This window comes from Microbacterium sp. NRRL B-14842 (assembly GCF_050470785.1).
Window position 1 is genome coordinate 2,631,158 of sequence record NZ_JBFLUM010000001.1, and the last position, 21,608, is coordinate 2,652,765.

15 protein-coding genes are annotated in these 21,608 nt (G+C 70.4%); 7 read left to right on the forward strand and 8 right to left on the reverse strand.

Going from position 1 to position 21,608, the window contains the following annotated elements; genetic code table 11:
- Positions 1 to 104: 104 nt before the first annotated feature.
- The 3 genes from AB1285_RS12925 to AB1285_RS12935 form a co-directional block, all read right to left on the reverse strand.
- Entirely contained in the window at positions 105 to 338 is a 234-nt protein-coding gene (locus AB1285_RS12925) for a YbdD/YjiX family protein (protein WP_232089162.1), read from the reverse strand.
- A gap of 13 nt (positions 339 to 351) precedes the next feature.
- Positions 352 to 2,637: a carbon starvation CstA family protein gene (locus tag AB1285_RS12930; RefSeq protein ID WP_370428963.1), complete on the reverse strand. Its 2,286-nt coding sequence runs from the start codon at positions 2,635 to 2,637 to the stop codon at positions 352 to 354.
- Between the two features lie 224 nt (positions 2,638 to 2,861).
- The gene (locus tag AB1285_RS12935; protein ID WP_370428964.1) at positions 2,862 to 6,047 is read right to left on the reverse strand and encodes a S8 family peptidase; all 3,186 of its coding nucleotides are present in this window, start codon (positions 6,045 to 6,047) and stop codon (positions 2,862 to 2,864) included.
- 176 nt (positions 6,048 to 6,223) lie between these two features.
- Here AB1285_RS12935 and AB1285_RS12940 point away from each other — a divergent pair, with 176 nt between their 5' ends.
- From AB1285_RS12940 to AB1285_RS12955, 4 genes are all read left to right on the forward strand, one after another.
- The gene (locus AB1285_RS12940) at positions 6,224 to 6,769 is read left to right on the forward strand and encodes an ECF transporter S component (RefSeq protein WP_187663132.1); all 546 of its coding nucleotides are present in this window, start codon (positions 6,224 to 6,226) and stop codon (positions 6,767 to 6,769) included.
- An 80-nt stretch (positions 6,770 to 6,849) separates the two neighbouring features.
- Positions 6,850 to 8,517: an ABC transporter ATP-binding protein gene (locus AB1285_RS12945; protein WP_370428965.1), complete on the forward strand. Its 1,668-nt coding sequence runs from the start codon at positions 6,850 to 6,852 to the stop codon at positions 8,515 to 8,517.
- 2 nt (positions 8,518 to 8,519) lie between these two features.
- Positions 8,520 to 9,332 (forward strand): energy-coupling factor transporter transmembrane component T, encoded by an 813-nt coding sequence (locus AB1285_RS12950; RefSeq protein WP_370428973.1) that lies wholly within the window; start codon positions 8,520 to 8,522, stop codon positions 9,330 to 9,332.
- Positions 9,333 to 9,342: 10 nt separating this feature from the next.
- A complete protein-coding gene (locus tag AB1285_RS12955; RefSeq protein WP_259952807.1) occupies positions 9,343 to 10,218 on the forward strand; it encodes a siderophore-interacting protein in 876 nt (291 codons plus the stop codon).
- A gap of 98 nt (positions 10,219 to 10,316) precedes the next feature.
- Here the strand turns inward: AB1285_RS12955 and AB1285_RS12960 are convergent, their stop codons facing one another.
- Positions 10,317 to 11,480 (reverse strand): acyl-CoA dehydrogenase family protein, encoded by a 1,164-nt coding sequence (locus AB1285_RS12960; protein WP_187663129.1) that lies wholly within the window; start codon positions 11,478 to 11,480, stop codon positions 10,317 to 10,319.
- A 163-nt stretch (positions 11,481 to 11,643) separates the two neighbouring features.
- Entirely contained in the window at positions 11,644 to 12,573 is a 930-nt protein-coding gene (locus AB1285_RS12965) for a M15 family metallopeptidase (protein WP_370428966.1), read from the reverse strand.
- A gap of 74 nt (positions 12,574 to 12,647) precedes the next feature.
- On the opposite strand from AB1285_RS12965, the gene AB1285_RS12970 reads away from it, so the two are divergent.
- Together AB1285_RS12970 and AB1285_RS12975 are read left to right on the forward strand one after the other, a co-directional pair.
- Positions 12,648 to 13,739 (forward strand): Rv2578c family radical SAM protein, encoded by a 1,092-nt coding sequence (locus AB1285_RS12970; RefSeq protein ID WP_363444870.1) that lies wholly within the window; start codon positions 12,648 to 12,650, stop codon positions 13,737 to 13,739.
- 43 nt (positions 13,740 to 13,782) lie between these two features.
- Positions 13,783 to 14,322: a YaeQ family protein gene (locus tag AB1285_RS12975; protein ID WP_280569113.1), complete on the forward strand. Its 540-nt coding sequence runs from the start codon at positions 13,783 to 13,785 to the stop codon at positions 14,320 to 14,322.
- An 89-nt stretch (positions 14,323 to 14,411) separates the two neighbouring features.
- On the opposite strand, the gene AB1285_RS12980 is transcribed toward AB1285_RS12975, so the two are convergent.
- Complete coding sequence (locus AB1285_RS12980; protein ID WP_370428967.1) at positions 14,412 to 16,460, reverse strand: DEAD/DEAH box helicase; 2,049 nt, start codon at positions 16,458 to 16,460, stop codon at positions 14,412 to 14,414.
- A 273-nt stretch (positions 16,461 to 16,733) separates the two neighbouring features.
- Here AB1285_RS12980 and AB1285_RS12985 point away from each other — a divergent pair, with 273 nt between their 5' ends.
- The gene (locus tag AB1285_RS12985) at positions 16,734 to 17,630 is read left to right on the forward strand and encodes an aldose 1-epimerase family protein (protein ID WP_268777688.1); all 897 of its coding nucleotides are present in this window, start codon (positions 16,734 to 16,736) and stop codon (positions 17,628 to 17,630) included.
- A gap of 96 nt (positions 17,631 to 17,726) precedes the next feature.
- Here AB1285_RS12985 and AB1285_RS12990 read toward each other — a convergent pair whose 3' ends face one another.
- Positions 17,727 to 20,867, reverse strand: a complete 3,141-nt coding sequence (locus AB1285_RS12990) for an efflux RND transporter permease subunit (protein ID WP_370428968.1) — start codon at positions 20,865 to 20,867, stop codon at positions 17,727 to 17,729.
- A gap of 16 nt (positions 20,868 to 20,883) precedes the next feature.
- Complete coding sequence (locus AB1285_RS12995) at positions 20,884 to 21,471, reverse strand: TetR/AcrR family transcriptional regulator (RefSeq protein WP_370428969.1); 588 nt, start codon at positions 21,469 to 21,471, stop codon at positions 20,884 to 20,886.
- Positions 21,472 to 21,608: the final 137 nt, after the last annotated feature.

The window sequence follows — 21,608 nt, forward strand, 5'->3', positions numbered from 1 at the left end:
GGAATCAGCGACCCGCGCTTCGACAGGCTCAGCGACCCACCCTGGGTCCCTGAGCCTGTCGAAGGGCCCTGAGCCTGTCGAAGGTCCCTGAGCCTGTCGAAGGGTCAGCAGCAGCGGGCACCGGGATTGCGGTCCTGGTCGTCCATGCGCTGACGCCAGAACTGCCGCTCCGTCAGCGGCTCCTCGCCCGGATGATGCCGACGGTGATGGGCGACGTACGTGGCGTACGCGGTGTCGCCCATCAGCGTCGTCATGTACCAGCGGATGCCGCGGCCGACCCGGCCGAGGGCGCTCCACAGCGCCCGCAGCGGGGAGGTCGCGGCATCCGTCCGATCCATCGCGTGAGTCATCTCAGTGCCGTGCCGCCGCGCGCTCTTCGGCGAGGATCGGCTCCCACTGCTTCTCCAGCTCGCGCTCCTCCGCGTCGGGGAGGAACCCGGCCGGGGCGAAGCGGCGCGACGGCACGGGCGGGTCCTCGGTGTTCTCGCCGCCGCCGTTGCGGATCGCCTTCGCAGTCGCGATGACGGCCATGACGATGACGATGATCGCGAGCACCACGAAGATGATCGACAGCGTTCCCTGCACCGCGGTGTTGCGGATGACGGCCTGCAGCACCTCCGGTGCGCCGAGCGTGGTGTCACCGGAGTTCAGCGCCTCCAGGTAGCGGAAGTGGTTCGCCCAGTACCCGATCGCCGGCACCGGCGAGAAGATCTTGTAGAGCGAAGCCGTGATGGTGACGACCGCGGTGAAGGCGAGCGGCAGCGCGATGATCCACAGCCACCGGAAGTAGCTGCGACCACGCTTGGCGACGATGGCCAGCACCACGGCGAGCGCGATCGCCGCGAGCAGCTGGTTCGCGATGCCGAACAGCGGGAAGAAGGTGTTGATGCCGCCGAGCGGGTCGGTGACGCCGAGGATGAGGATCGCTCCCCAGCCGGCCACCATGATCGCGGTGCAGATCCACACCCCGGGGCGCCAGGAGACGTCGCGGAACTTCGGGAACCAGGCGCCGATCGAGTCCTGCAGCATGAAGCGCGCGACTCGGGTTCCGGCGTCCACCGCTGTGAGGATGAACAGCGCCTCGAACATGATCGCGAAGTGGTACCAGAACGCCATGAGCGCCTGCCCGCCGAGGGCCTGCTGCATGATGTGGGCGAGGCCGAGCGCGAGCGTCGGAGCGCCACCGGTGCGCGAGACGATCGATTCCTCGCCGACCGCCGCAGCCGTGCCCGTGAGCATGTCGGGAGTGAGGTTCACCCCGGTCAGACCGAGCGAGTTCACGAAGGCGACCGCTCCCTCCACGGTGCCCCCGGTCGCGGCGGCGGGGGCATTCATCGCGAAGTAGATGCCCTGGTCGATCGAGATCGCGGCGACGAGGGCCATGATCGCGACGAACGACTCCATGAGCATGCCGCCGTAGCCGATGAACCGGGTCTGCCGCTCCTTCTCCACGAGCTTCGGCGTGGTGCCCGACGCGATCAGCGCGTGGAATCCGGACAACGCGCCGCACGCGATGGTGACGAAGAGGAAGGGGAAGAGCGGACCCGCGAACACCGGTCCCATGCCGTTCTCGCCGAAGATGCTGACTGCGGGGACCGAGATCTCCGGCCGCACGAGGATGATCGCGCCGGCGAGCATGACGATGACGCCGATCTTCATGAACGTGGAGAGGTAGTCGCGCGGCGCGAGCAGCAGCCAGACCGGCAGCACCGCGGCGATGAACCCGTAGATGATGATGCCCCACGCGATCGTGGTGCGGTCGAGGTGGAAGATGGCCTGGCCCCACTCGGTGCCGGCGACCCAGCCGCCGCCGATGATCGCGGCCATCAGCAGCACGAAGCCGATGATCGAGACCTCGGTCACCTTGCCGGGACGCAGGTAGCGCAGGTACACGCCCATGAACAGAGCGATCGGGATGGTCATCGCGACGGAGAAGACGCCCCACGGGCTCTCGCCGAGCGCGTTGACGACGACGAGCGCGAGGATCGCCACGATGATGAGCATGATGAGCAGCGAGGCGATGATCGCCGCAGTGCCGCCGATCTTGCCGAGCTCCTGCCGCGCCATCTGGCCGATGGTCCGGCCGCCGCGACGCATCGAGAAGAAGAGCACCGTGTAGTCCTGCACGGCTCCCGCGAGCACGACGCCCACGATGATCCAGATGGTGCCGGGGAGGTAGCCCATCTGCGCCGCGAGCACGGGGCCGACGAGCGGTCCGGCGCCGGCGATGGCGGCGAAGTGGTGGCCGTAGAGCACCCGGCGGTCGGTGGGGACGTAGTCCTTGCCGTCCTGCTTCACCTCGGCGGGCGTGGCGCGGCGGTCGTCGGGGCGGGTGATGTACCGCTCGATGACCTTGGAGTAGAAGCGGTAGCCGATCAGGTAGGTGCACACGGCGGCGAACACGAACCAGATCGCGTTCACGGTCTCGCCGCGCACGATGGCGAGCATCACCCAGGCGACGCCGCCGAGGAGGGCGATGGCCGTCCACAGCAGGATCTTCGGCAGGGTCCAGCGGCGGCTCTTGGCCTCGTGCTCCGCGGAGAGGGCGACGGGTGGGAGGTTCGGGTCGGTATCGATGACGGGGTCGTCGTCGACGAGCCCGGCGCCGTCGCGGCGGCGCGACGAAGGTGCGGTCATGGGGTTCTCCTCTGGGGGCGCATCATTGCGTCTCCCCACGGTAGGGAGTGCGTCCCGCCGTCGCACCCGGATCCGGGCACGCTGCGACGAGCGGCGGCGGCCATGCGACGAACGGATGCCCGGCAGTCCCCGCTCCGACCGGATGCACGACCCGGAGACGACGGCACGGCCGCCCGACGGATTCCGTCGTGCGGCCGTGCCTGAGTCGTGCAGACGATCCCGGATCACCCGGGGGCGTCGGTCTCCGGGGGCGGGGTCGGCTCCGGGGTCGGCTCCGGCGCGGGAGTCGGATCCGGAGTCGGCGACGGATCCGGGGTCGGTGTCGGCTTCGGAGCGGGGGTCGGCGTCGGCGCGACCTCCGCGGGCGTCGTGACCGTCACCACGGTGCGCACGGCCGAGTCCCCGTACTGGACGAGTCCGAGGTAGCGGGTCCCGGCGGTCAGACCGGTCCAGCTCAGCTCGTAGCTCGTCTCCTGCCCGCGGACCGCGGCGATCGGGTTCGGCGTCGCGGTGAACGAGCCCTCCCCGTCCGGGAGCACGTTGGCGTAGGTCATGTCCCACGTCATCGGCCCGGTGGTGGAGTACACGTTCGCCACGACCAGGTAGGTGCCCGCAGTCGGCGTGGGGATCGTGACCTGCTCGTCGGCCGAGCCCGTGGCCGACTGCCAGCGCTCGTAGTAGCGCAGGTCGTCGGGGCTCACCACCCGGTAGACGGTGAGGTCCAGGTCACTGCCCTCGTCGTCGGACGACTCGAGATCGAACCGGGAGAGCGTGGCCCCCTCCGGCACGTCGACGATCCAGGACACGTCCTTGTTCGCGTCCCCCGAGTTCTCGTTCCCCGAGTGCCCCTCGACGGGGTTGTCCGGGTCGCTGAGCAGCTGGAACGGGGTGAGGCCCGAGACGCCCAGTGCCAGATCGCCGTCGAGACCGGGGATGATGTCCACCGTCGTGCTGCCGTCGACGCCGCTGCCGGTGACCTCGGCCGGGGCATCCGCCGTGACCGGGAACACCGCGATCGGCGAGCGCACCGTGTTCTTCTTGCTCGTCCAGGTGAGGGAGCCGGTGGCCCACTGCTCGACCGGAGCGGTGGTGCTGTCGAACGTGACCGTGAACGTCTTCGTCTGTCCCGGCTTGTCGAAGGCGAGCTGAGAGGGAGTGACGGTGACCTTCACGCCCGGGACCGACGCCTTCGCGGTGAACACGCCCTTCTCGGTCGAGGTGACCGAGCGGGTGACGGTCTGCGCGCTGGCCAGGGAGCCGATGGAGATCGATGCCTGGTTCAGGTCGCTGCCGTCGATGGGGTCGATGCCGGGGAAGTCCGACAGCCCCTTCCCGTCGAGGAAGGCCGCCCAGTCCTTGAAGCCGTTGAGGTACAGCAGGCCCGGGTTCAGGTAGCGCTTCGCGTCGATCTGCCCCGCACCCTGTTCGAAGGGGTCCGTGTTCTTCGAGCCGTCGGGCAGCACCGTGTCGTACGCGGTGGTCATCATGGCCGAACGGATCTCCGCCGGAGTCGCTCTCGGGTGCTCCCCGAGGTACAGCGCCCCGAGGCCCGCGATGTGCGGGGAGGCCATCGAGGTCCCGGAGAGGATGCCGAAGGTCGGGTCCTCACCCGGGGCATTGTGCGTGGCGGCGAGGATCGCGACGCCGGGAGCGGCGATGTCCGGCTTGAGGACGTCCGTGCCGTCGGCCAGGACCGGCCCACGGCTCGAGAAGCCGGCGATCTGCGGGGTCGGGGTGGTCACCCCGGTGGTGTTCTCACCGACGAGGGTGATCGGCCGATCGACACCGCCCTGCACGTAGGCGAGCACGCCTGCGCGGTGCACGGCGTTCAGGTGCACCGTCGGCACCGCGTGGAAGTCGTTGTCCAGCGAGTCCGCGCCACCGGGCACGTTCACCAGCACCATGCCGATGCCTCCGGCGTCCTTCACGACCTGGGACTTCTCCGCGCGCGCGTTGCCGCCGCGGTCGCAGACCACGATGTGCCCCGCGACCTTCGTCGGGTCGAGGGTGCCCGGCAGGCACAGCTGCGCATCCACCGCACCGGGCGCCGCGGCATCCACGGCGGCGATGGAGGGCCCGGAGACGCTCTCCCCGAACGGCACGCTCACCGATGCCCCGGCCTCCTCGAAGCCGTCGAACTGCACCGTGCCTTCCCACGTCGGGATGGTGGAGGCGGCGACCGTCGTGTACCACGGCGAGGCGTGGTCGGCGGTGACCGGATCGGGACCGTCGTTGCCGGCGCTGGTCGCGACGAAGACGCCGGCGGCCGCGGCGTTGAGGAACGCGAGGTCCTCCGGGGCCATCACGGTGCTCGCGGCGCCGCCGCCGATCGAGTAGTTGATCACGTCGACACCGTCGGCGACGGCCTGATCGATCGCGGCGACGAGGTCGCTCAGCGCGCAGATGTCATCGGTGGTCACGGTCGTGTCCGGACCGACGTAGCAGGCCTTGTACGCGGCGACCTTCGCCGCGGGCGCGACGCCCGAGATGGTCCCGAAGTCGACGCCCTCGACCGCGGCCTCCACTCCGAAGTCGCCCGCGGCGGTGCTCGCGGTGTGCGAGCCGTGGCCGTCGCCGTCGCGTGGGGAGAGGTAGTCGTACTGGAAGTCGAACCCGGCGGCCTGCGCTCCCGCGAAGAAGTACTGCCCGCCGATGAGCTTCGTGGAGTAGTCGCGCTCGTCCCAGTCCTGGCCGTCGACCATCGCGCCGCGGAACTGTCCGCCGTCGGACTTGTCGAAGTACACGTAGGTGCCGTCGGTATAGGGATCTGTGCCCTTGTGGCGGCTGTTCTGCTTCTTCTGCTGCTTGAGCTTCTTGCCCTCGAACGAGGGGTGCTCGGGAGCGATGCCGGTGTCGATCACGCCGACCACGACACCCTCGCCCGCCTTCTTCACGCCTCCGGTCTGCTGCCACACCCCGCCACGGCCCTTGCGGTCGTCGCCGAGGCCGAGGTAGTCCGTGGAGGTCTGCGCATCGGGGTGACGGATCTCGTCGGGATACACCCCCAGGACGTCCTTCGAGGCACGGAGCTGGTCCACCTGCTCACCCGAGAGGTCGGCGCTGAACCCGTTGAGCACGACCTGGTAGGTCGTGTCCGGCGTGACGCCGACGTCGTTGATGAGGCTCTTCTGCTCGGACTCGAGGTGCTTGACGTACCGCCGCGCGTCCTGCGACTGCGTCTCGAGCTGCTCGCCCTCGTCGGGCTTCGTCGCCTTGAGTCCCTTGACGTCGCCTTCGTAGCTGGCGAGGGGATCGGCCTTCATGATCACGATGTAGTGCCCGGGGGTCCCCGCGACCGGAACGGGGTGCGTCACCTCCCCGGTCGCTGCGTAGCCTGCGGTTGCCGTCGATGCGATGAACAGCGTCGCCAGGGTGGTGGCTGCTGCGATCCGAAGGGGTGTTCGACCCATATCTCGCTCCTGATGATCCGATGATCCCGATGCCGCCTCGTTGCCGCACCGCGGCTCACGATAGACCCGCTCCTCGGCGCCGGATCGAGAACTGAACGATGGTCGAATCCCGATCGCGCCGATCGGTCAGGGTGGACGACGGCCGGGTCTCCGAATGTCGCCAGTAGGCTGGAGACGTGGCCCGTACCTCCGTCCTGTCGACCAGAGTGCTGCTGATCTGCGCAGCGATCGGTGTCGCCACGGGCATCCTCGGCGGCATCGCCGGATGGGTCACTCCCCTCCTCCTGGCCAGCCCGCTGCTGTTCCTCTACGGCCTCGTGCTGGGCTCGCACGTGCTGCCGGGCATCATCGCGCAGGAGGTGCTGCGGCTGCCGCTCGTGGCACTCATCACGCACGTGTTCGCCGCGCTCATCGCGAGCGCCTTCAACCCGGCGTGGTCGTTGCGGTTCATCGGCACGGCGCTGCTGTTCGGCCTCATCCAGGAAGGTGTCGCCGCCCTCACCCGCTATCGCTCCTGGGGCGCCTGGCGGTTCTTCGTCTCGGCGGTCGTGATCGGCGTCGTCGTGGCGGTGGCGGTGTTCTTCGCGGCGAACCTCGCCGTCCTGCCGCTCTGGGCCCAGCTGCTGTACCTGACGATCTCCGTGCTCGGCCCGGTGGCCTGGACGGCGATCGGCCTCGCCATCGGTTCGGCGCTGCGCACCGCCGGCGTCGCACGCCGCTGATCGCGCACGTGCCCTGCTGGCAACACAGGTAAGGCTCAGCTAAGTTAGAGGCACACCCTCCGTCGAACCCGGGACCTGCCGTGCGCCCATCCGCGCCTCTCCTCCGCGTGCGCGAGCTCACCCTCACCCACGCGGATGCCGCGCATCCGTCGCCCCGTGACGTGACCTTCGACATCGAGCCCGGTGAGGTCGTGCTGCTGCTCGGCCCGTCCGGCTCCGGGAAGTCGACGCTCACGCTCGCCCTCAACGGCCTCATCCCGCACGCGCTCCCCGCGACCATGTCCGGCTCCGTCGAGGCCGGCGGTGTCGACACGACCACCGCGCACACCGCGACGCTCAGCACGCACGTCGCCATGGTCTTCCAGGACCCTGACGCCCAGATCGTCACGGGGACGGTGTACGACGAGGTGGCTTTCGGCCCTGAGAACCTCCTGCTCCCGCTCGGCACCGTGCGGGCACGCGTCGAGGATGCGCTGCGGCGGGTGGGCCTGTGGGCGCGCCGGGACGACAACCCGGACCACCTGTCCGGCGGCGGCCGACAGCGTCTCGCCATCGCCTGCGCCCTCGCGATGGGCTCCCCTCTCATCGTGCTGGACGAGCCGACCGCGAACCTCGACCCGCAGGGGATCGACGACGTGTATGCGGCGCTGACCGAGGTCGTGGCCGCCGGCGACCGGGCGATCCTCCTCGTCGAGCACAACCTCGATGCGGCGATGCGCTTCGTCACGCGCACCGTCGTGCTCGACCGCGAGGGCCGGGTGGTCTTCGACGGTCCGGCCGCCGAGACCATCCGGGCGCATGCCGACGAGCTCGTGGCGATGGGGGTCTGGCTGCCCGCCGCGACGCTCGCTGCGCTCCGCCTCCGCGACCGGGGGATCGTCCTCGACCCGCTGCCGCTGACGCCCGAGGCACTGGCCGCGGCCCTGCCTGCCGGTCCGGCCCGCGCGTCCTCGATCCTCGCCGACGCTCCTCCCGCCGTCGACCGGGAGCCGATCATCCGGGCGCGCGGCCTCACCGTCTCGCGGCGCCGCACCGAGATCCTGCACGGGGTCGACCTCGACATCGCCGCGGGCAGTCTCACCGCGATCGTCGGGGCGAACGGCGCGGGCAAGACCACGCTGATCCAGGCCCTCGCGGGGGTCGTGCCCCCGCCGAAGGGCCGGGTCTCCGTCGACGGCGTCGACCCGGGCACCGCCTCCCCCCGGGATCTCGCGGCCCGGATCGGCTTCGTGTTCCAGAACCCGGAGCACCAGTTCATCGCCGCCACCGTGTTCGACGAGCTCGCCCACGGGCTCCGGCTGCGCCATGTGCCGGACGCCGAGGTCAGCGCTCGCGTGACGGAGATGCTCGAGCGGTTCGGGCTCACGCACAAGGCCGACGTGCACCCGTTCCTCCTCTCCGGCGGCGAGAAGCGACGACTCTCGGTGGGCACGGCCCTCATCACCCGTCCTCCCGTCCTCGCCCTCGACGAGCCCACCTTCGGGCAGGACCGCGCCAGGGCCGCCGAGCTCCTGGACCTGCTGGAGAGTCTCCGGGCGGACGGCACGACCGTCGTCATCGTCACCCACGATCTGCAGCTCGTCGCGGAGCACGCCACCGACACGGTCGTCCTCGCCGACGGGCGGGTCCGGGCCGCGGGCCCCACGGCGGCACTGTTCTCCGATCCCGCGATCCTCCCCTCCGCCGGGTTGCGCGTCCCCGCCCTGCAGCGGGTGCTCGCCGAGGCCGGGTGGGAGGTGACACCGTGACGATGTCCACGCTCGATCCGTATGCGCCGCTCGTGGCCACCTCGCGGCGGCAGTTCCTCTACGGCCTCAATCCGTTGGCGAAGGTCGCCGGCTTCGCCCCCGCGATGCTGCTCCTCGTCTTCGTGCGCGACCTGGCCACCCCGGCCGCCTTCCTCGTGCTCGCGTACGTCCTCATCCTCGTCGGGGCGCGGGTGACGGGCCGCCTCCTCACGCTGCTCCTGCTCGGTCTGCCCGCGGGCATGCTCGCGATCGGCGTCGGCTTCTCGCTGTGGGTCGACGCGGCCCTGGTCGCCGACACAGCCCCCGTCGTGACGATCGGCGACTGGACCCTCTACGGAGGCGCCCTCCTCATCGGCTTCGCCACGGCGCTCCGGCTCGGATCGATCGTCGCGCTCGCGCTGGTCGGCGGCCTCACCACCAGCGGCTCCGATCTCGTGCGTGCGAGCGTGCAGCAGCTGCGCGTGCCGTACCGCATCGGGTACACGGCCCTGGCCGCCTTCCGCTTCGTGCCCCGGTTCGGGCACGAGCTCGCCGTCATCCGCGCCGCGCACCGGGTGCGCGGTTACCACGGCGGCCGCGGCCCCTTCGCGCGGATCGCCCGCGGCTGGGGGTACATCGTCCCGCTGCTCGCGGGCGCCATCCGGCATGCGGAGCGCGTCGCCCTCGCGATGGACTCCCGAGCGTTCGGCGCGCATCCGACGCGGACCGAGCGGCACCTCGTGGCGTTCCGCACGAGGGACACCGTCTTCACCGTGGTCACGCTCGCCGTGTCGGCCGCGATCTTCGTCGTCTTCTTCCCCTGGCAGCTCCCCTGAAAGGTGCCCCATGGCATTCAGCAAGATGGTCAAGCCGGAGACGGCCGAGCTCCTGCACCTCACGGTTCTCCGCACCGAACGGCTCGCGCCGCACTGGGTGCGGGTGACCCTGGGCGGCGGCGAGATCGACCGCTTCCGCCCGATGGGCTACGACCAGTGGTTCCGGCTGTTCCTGCCGATCGGCGGCGAGGCGGGGCTGGAGCGGGTGCCCGCGAAGGCGAACCGGATGTTCGGGTACCTGAAGTTCCTCCGCATCCCCGACGGCGAGCGCCCCGTGATGCGCAACTACACCGTGCGCGCCTACCGCCCGGCCACGGCCGAGATCGGCGCCGAGCTCGACGTCGACTTCGTCCTGCACGGCTCGGCGGCCGACGGCACCGCCGGTCCGGCGTCCCGATGGGCGGAGACGTGCACCCCCGGCGAGCACGTCCTCATCATCGACGAGGGCCTGACGTTCAACCCCGAGCGGGGCACCGACCGGGTGGTGCTCGTCGGCGACGAGACCGCCCTCCCCGCGATCGCGTCGATCAGCGCCTCCCTGCCGACCGACTCCTCGGGCACGGCGATCATCGAAGTCCCGTCCGCGGAGGACGCCCTGGAGTTCGCGCACCCGTCGGGGCTCGAGGTGGTGTGGGTCGTGCGGCCTCAGGAGATTCCGCCCGGGGCCCTCGCTCTGGACACCCTCGCTCGTACCACTCTGCCCGCCGCGCCGTTCCATGCCTACGCGGCGGGAGAGCAGGCGCTGGCCTCCGGCGTCCGCAAGCAGCTCGTCGGCGAGCGCGGCGTCGACAGGAACGCCGTCAGCTTCTGCGGCTACTGGAAGATCGGTGCCGCCTCCCCCGCCTCGAAGGCCGCCCGCGAGGCCGCCGCGGAGCCCCGCACGTAATCCCGGGGCACAGCTTCGGAGCCATGGCACGACACGCCGCGGCGGACGATGCCGCCCCGGCGTGTCGATGGGGATCTCCGAAGCTGTGCCCGGGGACGTCAGCGCTTGCCGGCGATCTGACGCCCGACGATCTCGCGCATGATCTCGTTCGTGCCGCCGTAGATGCGGTGCACACGGGCGTCGAGGAAGGCCCGGGCGATGGGGTACTCGGTGATGTAGCCGTAGCCGCCGTGGAGCTGGACGCCGGCGTCGAGCACCTCCCACTCACGCTCGGTCGCCCAGAACTTGACCTTCGCGGCTTCTTCCGCCGAGAGCCTGCCGTCCTTGTAGGCCAGCAGCGCGCGGTCGATGAAGGCCCACAGCGCGTCGACCGTGGCGGACATGTCGGCGATGGTGAAGCGGCTGTTCTGGAAGTCGATGATGCGCTCCCCGAAGGCCTCGCGGTCCTTGGTGTACGCGACGGTCCAGTCGAACGCGGCCTGCGCGGCGGCGGCTCCGGCCACGCCGATCGAGAGGCGCTCGAGCGGCAGGTTCATCATGAGCTGGATGAAGCCCTTGCCCTCGACGCCGCCGATGAGGTTCTCCTCCGGCACGAACACGTCGCTGAACGACAGCTCGGCGGTGTCATGGCCGTGGAAGCCCATCTTGGACAGCTTCTTGCCGTTGTCGAATCCCTCCATGCCCTTCTCGATGAGCACGAGGCTGAACGCGTCGGGACGGTTGCCCTCGCCGGTCTTCACGAACGTGACGACGAGGTCGGCGGTCGCGCCCGATGAGATGAACGTCTTCGCGCCGTTGACGATGTAGCCGCCGTCCGTCTTCTTCGCCGTGGTCTTGATGCCGCGGAGGTCGGAGCCGGCGCCGGGCTCGGTCATGGCGAGCGCGCCGACGACCTCACCGGTGGCCATGCGGGGCAGCCACTTCTCCTTCTGCTCCTGCGTGCCCATGTGCACGAGGTACGGCACGGCCAGGTCGTCCTGGATGCCGAAGGCCCCGGCGAGCGATCCCGCTCCGGCCGCGATGACCTCTTCGTTCACGATCGCGCGGAAGCGGTAGTCCTGCAGCATTCCGGCGCCGCCGAACTCCTCCGGCACGGAGAGCCCGATGATGCCGGCCTCACCCGCGGCGCGCATCGTGGCGCGGTCCACCTCGCCGGCGGCGTCCCACTTCTCGATCGCCTCGTGCGTGACGTGGCGCTTGACGAAATCCTTGACGAGGTCGCGGAATGCCTCGTGATCCTCTTCGTAGATGTCGCGTTCCATGCCGTCCTCCCGAACGTGTCGTGCGTCGTTGCTCCGGCGAGTCTACGGCGGGAACACGGGGCAGGACAGGCGATTGTGAGAATGCATCCCATCGTGGGTGGGACTGGGTATCGCCTTTGTGGAATGCCTCAGTGCGAGCGGATCACACCCCTGCCGCGCCGGCTCAGTGGTCGTAATCGGGCGCCGCCGGGAGCCCGAAGAACTCCTCCAGCGTGTGATAGCCGCCTTCGTGATACGCCGCCGCGAGCTCCCTGCCGACGTAGCGCAGGTGCCAGGGCTCCGGGGCGTACCCGGTGACGGGCGTGCCGACCTGTTCGTAGCGCACGATGAACCCGTACTCCCAGGCGTGCGCCGCCACCCACTCGCTCTGACGCGTCGCGCCGAAGCCGTCCAGACCGCCGCAGCCGTCATCACAGGCCACGACGTCGAGGGCGAGACCGGTCTGATGCTCGCTGTGACCCGGTCGCGCCGAGCCGGCATCCGCGTCCGCCTGCCCCTGGTCCCGCACGTGCGCACCGTATGTCGCGACCTGGAGGCCGTAGGAACGGTAGCCGTTGTTCGCTCCGATGCGTCCGACCCCGGCCGCCCCGGCGGCGTCCGCCATGCGCCCGGCGGCGTCGGCGACCTCCGCGCGCACCCGGCCCGACGGGGTCGTCATCTGCAGCGGCACCTGGCTCAGTCCTTCGGGTTCGTAGGCGGCGGGTTCGAGCGGACGCCCCTTGTTGATCACGACCCAGATCCGGGCGGGATCGCTGAGCGAGACACAGGGTGCATTACCGGCGATCACCGCCTCACGGAAGCGCGCTCCACCGCCGAACCCCGCGACGGTGGCGGCGTCGTCCCCGGCCGCGATCGCAGCCTGCACCACGGGGTCGGCGCAGGGGTCCGCCGCAGGGGTCGCCGTGTTCTGCACGGTCGGTACCTGCATCACCGCGACGGGGCGCGGGAGCGGTGGGGATGCCACGGGGGTCGCGGCCGCCCCGGTGAGCGAGAGCACCACGCCGATCGCGGTCACCGCCAGCCCGACCGGCAGGGCGGGTCCGAAGATCGGGGAGCGCGGCGCCGCATGCTGAGCGTACGGCGAGGAGGGCATGCCCCCATTCTTCCATTCGAACATCAGTGCCACACTCACTTGACTTCGATTCGATTCTTTGTTCGACTGGGAGGATGCGGTGGCAGGGACAGAAACTCGCGGACAGCGACGAGGCGGCATTGCCGGGCCTCGAGAACCGTTCGAGCGTCCTCCGCACGGTGACCACACCGGAGTTCGCCGGCATGACGTTCCACGAGGTGCTGTCGAAGTCAGCGCTCAACCACGTCCCCGGGGCGTCGCGCATGCCCTTCGCCTGGACCATCAACCCCTATCGCGGCTGCTCCCATGCGTGCACCTACTGCTTCGCCCGGGGCACGCACGAGTACCTCGACCTCGACGGCGGCGCGGACTTCGACACCCAGATCGTCGTCAAGGTCAATGTCGTCGAGGTGCTCGAGCGGGAGCTGCGCCGCGGGAGCTGGCAGCACGAGACGGTCGCCCTCGGTACGAACACCGACCCGTACCAGCGGGCCGAGGGGCGCTACGCCCTCATGCCCGGCATCATCGAGGCGCTGGCCGCGTCCGGCACCCCGATGTCGATCCTGACGAAGGGCACACTGATCCGTCGGGACATCCCGCTGCTGAAGAAGGCGGCGCAGCGTGTGCCGGTCGACGTGCAGATGTCGATCGCGATGTACGACGACGCGCTGCAGAAGGCGATCGAGCCGGGCGCCCCGACCACGCAGGCCCGCCTCGACACGGTGCGCGCGCTCGCCGACGCCGGCTTCCCCGTCACGGTGTTCCTCATGCCGATCATGCCGCATCTGACCGACTCCCTTCCCGCGATCGACGACGCCCTCCGCCGTATCAAGGCCGCCGGAGCGCGGAGCGTGATCTACGGGGCCCTGCATCTGCGTCCGGGAGTCAAGCCGTGGTTCTTCCAGTGGCTTGGTGAGAACCGTCCCGATCTCGTGTCGTCGTATCGCGGGCTGTATCCCGGGGCGTCCGTCGAGGCACCGAAGCCGTACCGGCAGTGGCTCGCCAAGCGCGCTCGCCCCCTCATCCGGATGCACGGGCTCGACGGCCGGCACGAAGACGACTATCCGCGGCGCGGGTCCCGCCCGGGCCAAGGGCATGTCCAGACGGAGACGCCGCCGGCCGGGCCGGTCATGTTCACGCCGAGCGGCCGCGCGGCCGCCGCCCCGCCGCAGCCGATGCTGTTCTGACCCGGTCGGCCGGAGGGCGCGGCTCCGCGTAGGCTCGAGGATCATGGCGATCGGTTCGACAGTCCACACGTTCGAGATGCAGCTCGCCGACACCGATCGCGGGGTCTACGAAGACGTCTCGCTCCGGGCCGCCCGGCATCCGTCCGAGACCGACGCGTACATGCTCACCCGGGTCCTCGCCTACGGGCTCGAGTTCGCGGAGGGCGTCGCGTTCGGCGGCAGCGTCTCCGACACGGAGGAGCCCGCGGTGCTCGTGCGCGACCTCACGGGCCGAGTCACCGTCTGGATCGAGGTGGGCGCTCCGGATGCCGCGCGGCTGCATCACGCCTCCCGCCTCGCGGACCGGACAGTGGTCTACACGCACCGCGACCCGGCCAAGGTCATGGCGCCGTGGGCCGACAAGCGCATCCATCGTTCCGAGGACATCCGGGTGTACAGCTTCGACCCCGGCTTCATCGACAGCGCTACGCCCCACCTCGCCCGCCGGAACACCCTGACCCTCACGGTCACCGAGCGCGTTCTCTACCTCGACCTCAACGGCACGTCCCTGACGACCACCCTCCACGAGCACACCCTCCCCTGACACCCCGGCTGCCCGCGCACCTTCCCGGTGCGGAGTGCGAAAAGGCCCCGGAGACCGAAGTCTCCGGGGCCTTTCTGATCCCGAACGCGTCAGGAGGTGAGTTCCGCGGCGGACGGCACGCGCCCCGCGATCTCCTCGATCACGTCGTCGTCCACGCGCGCCTGCTCGAACGGCGCCTCGATCTCGGCGCGGCCGAGCAGCTCGGTCATCCGACGCTGGCGCTGCCGCGTGATGAGCGTGACGACCCGGCCCGAGCGCCCCGCGCGTCCGGTGCGACCCGAGCGGTGCAGGTACGTCTTGTACTCGTCCGGCGCGTCGGCCTGGACCACGAGGTCGATGTCGTCGACGTGGATGCCGCGCGCGGCCACATCGGTGGCCACGAGGACGTTCACCCGGCCCGAGGTCAGCTTCTCCAGGTTCCGCGTGCGCTTGGCCTGGTTGAGGTCGCCGTGCAGCGAGACCGCGGGGATCCCCGCGTCGTCGAACTGGTCGGCCAGCATGTCGGCGTAGGCACGGGTGCGGGCGAAGACCAGGGTCTTGCCCTCGCGGTCGACGAGGGAGGTGAGGATGTCGGCCTTGTCGCGGTGCTCGATGACGAGCACCCGGTGCTCGATCGTGCTGGAGCCCTGGTCTTCGCCCGCGACCTCGAACACGGCGGGGTCGACGAGGAACTCGTCCACGAGCGCCGCGACCTCGCGGTCGAGCGTCGCGGAGAACAGGAGCTTCTGGCTGCCCTCGGCCGTGCGGCGGAGGATGCGCTGGACGGGCTCGACGAACCCGAGCTCGCACATGTGGTCGGCTTCGTCGAGCACCGCGATCCGGCAGTCCGACAGGTCGAGCTTGCCCTGGTTCATCAGGTCCTCGACGCGGCCGGGGGTGCCGATGACGATGTCGACGCCCTTCTTCAGCGCGCCCACCTGACGACCCTGCGGCACACCGCCGTAGATCTGCGTCGTGAACAGGCCCACGCTCCGGGCGATCGGCTGGATGGTCCGGTCGATCTGCAGCGCGAGCTCGCGCGTCGGGGCGAGGATGATCGCGCGCGGCGAGCGGCCGAACTCGCGACGCTTGCCCGCCTGCGACTTCAGCACCCGCTCGACGAGCGGCGCGCCGAAGGCGATGGTCTTGCCGGAGCCCGTGCGGCCGCGGGCGAGCACGTCGCGTCCCTCGAGGACGGCGGGGATGCTCGCCGCCTGGATCGGGAACGGCGTCGCGGCCCCCATGCCGTTCAGGGTCTCGGTGATGTTCGAGCCGAGGCCGAGATCGGCGAACGTGATGCCCTCGACCTCGACGGCCTGCACGGCCTGCGCCTCGAGGCGCTCGTGGACGACGTCGTCGGCCTGCTCGAACGCCGCCTTCGGCTTCGCGTTCCAGTCGTCGCGGCGGGGGCGCTCGTCCCGACGCGGACGCTCGGTACGGTAGGCCCCGCCGGTCGACGGCCGCTCGCGCCCGCCCTCGAAGGAGCGCTGCGTGCGGTCGCGGTCGAAGGCGCGGCGGGCACGGGCGGCGTCGTAGGAGCGGTCGGCCCCCTGGTCGTTGCCGCGGGCGCGGTCGCCCCCGCGGTCATCGCGCCGCGGACGGTCGTCGCGGTCGAAGCGCGGACGCTCGTTCCGGCGATCGTCGAAGCGCGGGCGGCCCCCGTCGCGGTGGTCGCCGTCGCGGAAGCCCTGTCGCTGCGAGCCGCCGCGGTCGTCGCGCCGCGGACGGTCGTCGAAGCGGCCGGCCCCTGCGCGGTCGTTGTACCGCGGACGCTCGGAGCGGTCGTCGAACCGGCCGGCGCCTGCGCGGTCGTCGCGGCGGTGCGGGGCCTCGCGGCGTCCGGACTCCGCACGGTTGCGGATGCTGCGGGCCTCGTCGCGGCCGGCGCGCTCCTGAGAGCTCCACCGACGCTTCGGCGCACCGGACTCGGTCTCCTCCGGGCGATAGCCGCGGTGGCCGGGGCTGCGGCTGCCGGGGCGGCGGTCGTACCCGCCGGTCACCCGGGAGTCGCGGTCCTCGCGAGCGGGACGCTCGTCGCGGGCCGTGTCCCGACCACCGGTCGGTCGGTGGCGGTCGTGGAACGAGGTCTTCTTGGCGCCGTAGCGCGGCTCGAAGTTCGCGGCGGCGCGACCGCCGCGGGGCTTCTTGTTCTTGGGCATTCGGGTGTCCTTCTTGCGTTCTCGCACGAGAACAGCGCTGCGCGCACGCGCGAGCACTCCGATCCAGCGGAGTCCGGACGATCTGCGGCCGGGGCCATTCCTGTGATGGTTGATTCGCGTCGATCGACGCGCACCATCGGCCCCTGGACTCACACTTCACACACTGAAAAACGTCCGCGCCCTGCGCGGGTGTCCGAAGCCGACCGCCCCAGTCTACCCGGCGACCCTGGGAGACCCCCGCACTCCGGCGGCCTGCGGCACTACGATGTCGAGGTGAACTCCGTCTCTCCCACCGGCACCCAGGTCCACCTCCGCCTCGGCGACGTGACCGCGCAGATCGCCCAGGTCGGCGCCTCGCTCCGTGGCCTGCGCATCGGCGAGGTCGACCTCGTCTCGCCCTACCCGCTCGACGTCCCGACGCCATCATGCTCAGGAGTCGTGCTGACGCCGTGGCCCAACCGGGTGCGGGACGGCCGCTGGGACGACGAGGGCACCGTCCGTCAGCTCGCGATCAGCGAGCCGAAGACCACCACCGCCAGCCACGGGCTCCTGCGCTACACCGCCTACGCGGTCGAGCAGACGGAGGGAGCCGCGACCCTGCGCGCGACCGTCTTCCCGCAGACCGGCTACCCGTACCTGATCGAGACGTCCGTCGCCTACGTCCTCACCGCGGACGGCATCGAGGTCACGCACACGCTCACCAACTGGTCCGATTCGGCTGCTCCGGTCGCGCTCGGCACGCACCCGTTCCCGACGATCGGCGACGTCGACCCGCACGACCTCGTCCTCCGCGTCCCGGCCCACACCGTGTTCGAGACGGACGACCGCATGCTTCCGATCGGCACCCGTCCCGCCGACCCCGACCTGCGCGAGGGCGTCCGAGTCGGCGACGTCTCGCTCGACACCGGGTTCACGGACCTTGTGCGCGACCCCGACGGCCGCGTGCGGCACACCCTCACCGCGCCCGACGGCCGGACCGTCACGCTCTGGCAGGGCGAGGGCTTCGACTTCGTGCAGGTGTACACCGCGACGAACTACCCCGGAACCCCGCTCGCCGTCGCGATCGAGCCGATGACCGCTCCGGCGGACGCGTTCAACAGCGGCCTCGGGGTGCGCCGTCTGGCTTCTGGCGAGACCTGGACGCTGGAGTGGGGCCTCTCCTTCGCTTGACCGCGGTTCACAACTCAGGAGAACACACGCGGAAAGGCCCCGATCCTCGTCTCACCGACGGAATCGGGGCCTTTCTCCTGAGTTGTGAACGCTCGGCTACTCGCCGTGGTTCTCGCGCAGCTCTCGGCGGCTGACCGGTGTGCCGTCCGCATGGACCGGAACCGGGGCGGCATCCTCGTGGTGCTCGCCCTTGCGGGCCCGGCGGCGCTCCCGCGCCCCCTCGACGAGGTTGTACAGCGTCGGCAGCACGATGAGCGTCAGCACCGTGGAGGAGACGAGTCCGCCGATCACCACGATGGCCAGCGGCTGGGAGATGAACCCGCCGTGCCCCGTGATCCCCAGCGCCATCGGGGTGAGGGCGAGGATCGTGGCGAGCGCTGTCATGAGGATCGGGCGCAGACGCTTCTCCCCACCTGCCATCACGGCATCCGCGGTCGACAGCCCCTTCTCCCGATACTGGTTCACGAGGTCGACGAGCACGATCGCGTTCGTCACCACGATGCCGATGAGCATCAGCACACCGATCAGCGAGGCCACGCCCAGCGGCACGCCCGTGACGATCTGCAGCAGGATGGCTCCGGTCGCCGCGAACGGCACCGAGATCAGCAGCAGGAGCGGCTGCCGCAGCGACTTGAACGTCGCCACCATCACGACGTACACGATGAGGATCGCGGCGAGCATCGCGAGGCCGAGCTGCGCGAACGAATCGGCCTGCTGCGAGGCGACGCCGCCGACCTCGGCCGAGGCGCCGTCCGGGAGGTCCGCCGCGGCGAGCGCCTCGGTGACCGACTGGGTGGCGACCGCGAGGTTGTCCGATGCGGGCGGCACGGTGACGGTCGAGGTGCGGCGTCCCTGCTCGGTGGTGATCGAGGTGGGGCCGTTGCGCTGCTCGACGGTCGCGATGTCCTGCAGCGGCACGATGCCCGCCGCGGTGGGGATCGCGAGCTGCTGGAGCGCGGCGACGGTCGTCGGCGGCTCCGGGTTGACGAGGTATACCGTCAGCGCGGTGTCGTCGATCTCGACCGATCCGATCTGCTGCGGACGCATCGTGTTGGACACGATCGACCCGACGGCGACCTCGGACAGCCCGACCCGCGCGGCGGCCTCGCGGTCCACGACCACGGCGATGTACGGCAGGGCCTCGGCGAGGTTGTCCGTGACCTGCCCGATGCCCTCGCGGCCGTCGAGCTCCTCCACCACGGCGGAGGTCGCGGTGGCGAGGTCGTCGCCGTTCGCCGCCGTCACGGTGATCTCGATGTCGCTGGAGCCGAAACCGGCGGACGCCGCGACGTTGACCTCGCCGACCTCGTCGCCGAGGCCGTCGATGGCATCCTGCACCTCGGCACGCAGCTTCTCCTGGTCGGCGTCGCCGTCGGTGAGGACCGAGTAGGTGATCCCCGCGCCGCCGGAGAACGCGTCGCGCAGCGCGGAGCCGCTCGACCCGATGGAGGCCTGCACGTGCTCGATGCCGTCGATGTCGAGAAGGGCCTCCTCGACGGGGGCAGCGGCATCGGACTTCGCCTGCAGGCTCGCGGTCGGCCCGAGGTCCTGCGTCACGGTCATGGTGTTCTGACCGGAGTCGCTGAGGAAGTTCACCTTCATCAGCGGGGCGGCGGCGAGCGTCCCGGCGAGGACCACTACCGCGAGTGCCACCGTGATGCCCGAGTGCTTCAGCGTCCAGCCGAGGATGGGGCGGTAGCCGCGCTGCAGCCGCGTCGGCGGGGCCGCCGGGTCCTCCGGGTCGATCGCGTTCCCGCTCTCGTCGAGGAGCGGCTTGCCGGGCTTGAGGAACCAGTACGCCAGCACCGGCACGATCGTCAGAGCCACGAAGAGCGAGGCGACCATGGCGATGGTGACCGTCATCGCGAACGGACGGAACAGCTCGCCCACCATGTCGCCGACGAACACGATCGGCAGGAACACCGCCACGGTCGTGATGGTCGACGCGGTGATGGCCGCGGCGACCTCGCGCACCGCGAGACGGATCGCATCGCCCTTGTCCGCGCCGCCGACGTAGTGGCGCTTGATGTTCTCGATCACCACGATGGAGTCGTCGACCACGCGGCCGATCGCGATCGTGAGCGCCCCGAGGGTCAGCACGTTCAGCGAGTAGCCGAATGCCTGCAGCCCGATGAAGGTGATGAGGACGGACGTCGGGATGGAGATCGCGGTGACGAGCGTCGAGCGCACCGACATCAGGAACACGAGGATCACGAGCACGGCCATCACGAGGCCGAGCAGACCCTCCGTGGCGAGGGTGTCGATCGACTGCACGATGAACGGCGCCTGGTCGAACACGACGGTGAACTCGGCGTCCGGGAGCGCTTCCCCGATCTCGTCGAGCGCGGCCAGAACCCCCTGCGACACCTCGACCGTGTTGGCGGCGGGGAGCTTGGTGATGGAGATCGACAGGGCATCCTCGCCGTCGACCCGGGAGATCGAGGTCACCGGGTCCGACACCTGGGCCACCGTCGCGACGTCGCCGATGGTCACCGCGGTACCGACGAGAGGCAAGGCGGCGATCTCGTCGACCGAGGTGATCTTGGCGCCGGTCTGCACCGTGAGGGTCTCGCCGTCCTCGGTGATCTCACCGCCGGGGAAGAGGGTGCCGTTCTGCTGCAGCGCGGTGCTGATCGCCTCGCTGCTCTGCCCGGCCGCGCCGAGCTTCGCGAGGTCGGGGGTGATGGTGATGCGCTGCCCGACGCCGCCGACGATCTCCGCCGCGTTCACCCCGTCGACGTCCTCCAGATCGGGGATCGCGACGCTCTCCAGCTGCGCCTGGGCGTTGTCCGCGTCCTCGAAGCCCGTGACCGCGACCTGGATCACCGGGAAGTCGTCGATCGAGACCGAGAGCACCTGCGGCGTGACGTCCTCCGGGAGCTGCGAAGAGATGCGGTTGATCGCCTGCTGGATCTTCTGCTCCGCGGTCGCGAGGTTGGTGCCGTACGAGAACATCGCCTGCACGATCGAGGCGTTGGTCGTGCTCGTCGCGGTCGTCGACTCCAGGTCGGGCACGCCCTGGATGGCGGACTCGATCGGCGTCGAGACGTCGTTCTCGACCACCTCGGGCGAGGCGCCGGGGTAGGTGGTCATGACCACGAGCGCCGGCAGCTCGAGCGACGGGATGAGCTCCTGCTTGAGGTTGGTCAGCGCGAGCCCGCCGAACACCGCGGCGACGATCGTCACGAGCGCGATGAGCGCGCGGTTCTTCAGGCTGAGGATGGCGAGTTTCGACAAGGCGGGTTCCTCGGTGTCAGGGGGTGGCGGTCGCTGCGGATGGGAGGGAGAGAGGTACTCCGAGGATCCGCGCCAGTGCGGATTCGAGGAAGGACTGTTCGAGATCGACGTCGCGGATCTGCGTGCTCCACATGACGCCGTCGATGAAGATCATCGCCGCTCGGGCCCGGTCGGCGCCATAGGTCGGCTCCAGGAGGTCGACGAGGCGGTCGGACAGGTGGCGCGCGAGCTGGCGCAGACGCGGATCGTGCACGGCTGCCGTGACCACGGCCCGATCCGCCTGCACAGCGTGGCCGTCGTGGATGCTGTCGTACACGAGCGCCGCGATGACGTCGGCCCCGGCTCCCCGTTCGGCGAGGGTCTGCCGCACTCCGTCGAGTCGGCATTCGATCTCGTCCGCGAGCGCTCGGAAGGCGGCGGTGCGCAGGTCGTCGAGGGTGTCGAAGTACTGGGTGGTCGCCCCGAGCGGCACTCCGGCTCTGGCGGCGACCATCCGATGCGTGATGGCGTCGGCCCCGACCTCGACGATCAGCTCGGCCGTCGCGGTGACGATCTCCCGACGACGCGCTTCGGGGTCACGCCGCCGACGCGCGCTCTCCACCATCGCTCACCCCCTGGACACCCGTACATGTACGTTTGTACATTCGCTCCGGTGTGAACTCCCTGAGAACGGCCGCCCACTTCTTTCCTGTCTCCCCGCTGTGCCGGATCACTTCCGCACCCCGCACCCCCGTTCACGGT